Origin of the sequence: Serratia plymuthica NBRC 102599 (assembly GCF_001590925.1) — a bacterium.
GTDB classification, from domain to species: Bacteria; Pseudomonadota; Gammaproteobacteria; order Enterobacterales; family Enterobacteriaceae; genus Serratia; species Serratia plymuthica.
In genome coordinates, this window is sequence record NZ_BCTU01000070.1 from 1 (window position 1) to 976 (window position 976).

Here is a 976-nt window from a genome sequence, read left to right on the forward strand (position 1 = left end):
CTTTCGGGTGGGTTGGTGACATCCATGTCCGCACAGTATTGGGGTGGAACCGTCACTAAATGGTTAGTTGTACGACACGTTGACTATCGCGCTGCCCATAAATTGACCGGCACCAAGCAAATCGAGACCCACCCCTTGTACACGCAGCGGGAGTTTCTCAGCGACGTCGCGGCGCGCCTTGACGGTTTTGGGTTTCCCATATCCTGCGCCCCAGTCGAGGAGCGCATAGGAGGACGAGGACCCGCCCAAGGGGATCCTTTCCCCGCTATTCGTCTCGATCAACACAGACGCGTCGCCGGTACAGGTCAGGGTGACATTGTTTACATCCACTGTAGGCGCGGCACCCCCGATCACGGCATGCAGATCCACGTTGATGTTGTTTGGTTTCACTTCACAAGACTTGGCCTGAACGATCCCTTTTGCGCAATTTGATACGATCGTCCCCGAGTACATGCCGCTATCTCCCCGGCCCGCTGCTACCACTACACACGGTTTCTCCCCTGCATATTGCGGAAGGCTGTCCCGCCCCACGCGGTTTTTGTCTGTCACTGTTGACCACCATTCAGCAAGGGTCGGGTAACGGTTCGCCGGGAAGGGTGATGAAAATCCAGTATCATATGTGGAGTATCCGCCCCACCCCCCCGGAAGCCACCCTTCATCGATCGTATAGAATCTGAACGTGCAATCCTCTACACCATAACAGGGATTCCGCTGTGCCCCGTCCGGCCCGCCCACCACGGTAGCAGTAAAGTAGCCATCCGTAGTCGCTGGTGCGTTCACGACGGACACGAACATACCCGCTCGGGCGCCCATTGAGGATAAAAATAGAAGGGCAAGTAAAAGATGGTTCTTCATCAGTAAGTCTCTGTATTTTCTCTATCCGGCAGATACCGCTAAATATCATCCAATGAATGACCCAGTATTCCTTCTGCCCATATTGTCCACCGTGCCTCGTACGTCCGCACTCGCAACTCGG

At 55.2% G+C, this 976-nt stretch carries 1 protein-coding gene; it reads right to left on the reverse strand.

What is annotated here, in order from left to right; genetic code table 11:
- Positions 1-63: 63 nt before the first annotated feature.
- Positions 64-855, reverse strand: coding sequence for a hypothetical protein (locus tag SPL01S_RS24180; protein WP_063203219.1), 792 nt, complete (start codon positions 853-855; stop codon positions 64-66).
- Positions 856-976: the final 121 nt, after the last annotated feature.